The 505-nt window shown below is 60.0% G+C and carries 1 pseudogene; it reads right to left on the bottom strand.

Annotated features, from left to right (window positions below):
• Positions 1-92: 92 nt before the first annotated feature.
• A pseudogene (locus ACR0D7_RS19435) lies at positions 93-505 on the bottom strand (transposase); the annotation flags it as partial.

Here is a 505-nt window from a genome sequence, read left to right as displayed (position 1 = left end):
CCCGGATTGTGAGATCACGCTTCATCCTGTTGCTGACCGCCCAACCGATGACGCGCCGGGAATGCAGGTCCAGGATCACTGCCAGATACAACCATCAGCGCGTTATAGACGGGGCGCAACTCGAACGCTGGCCTGCCAACCCAGGCGGCCAGGGTTGAGCGATCCAGATCGATCCCTTGTCGGGCATAGATCTGAGCCTGGTGATACAAAGGAAGATCGTCCACATATTTGCTGACGATCACATGCGCTGCCCGGCAGGTGATTGCAAAGCAATCTGCCGAGAGGGGCGATGGTTGCCTCGGCCGGCATCCCCCCCCGGGGATCAGATGCGCCGAAGCGGGCGCCTGAGTAATTCCTTCTTCGCAGGGCCGACAGGCATATTTGGGGCGACGGATCACGATGACCCGGAACTGGGCCGGGACAATATCGAGACGTTCGCTGACATCCTCGCCAATGATGTGCCGTTCAGTGCCACAACCGCAGACCGTGCTATCTGGCGCGATCA

Source organism: Ruegeria sp. BB7, from assembly GCF_056539365.1.
The sequence above is the reverse complement of the archived record's forward strand: the minus strand, read 5'-3'. Positions and strand labels throughout refer to the sequence as shown.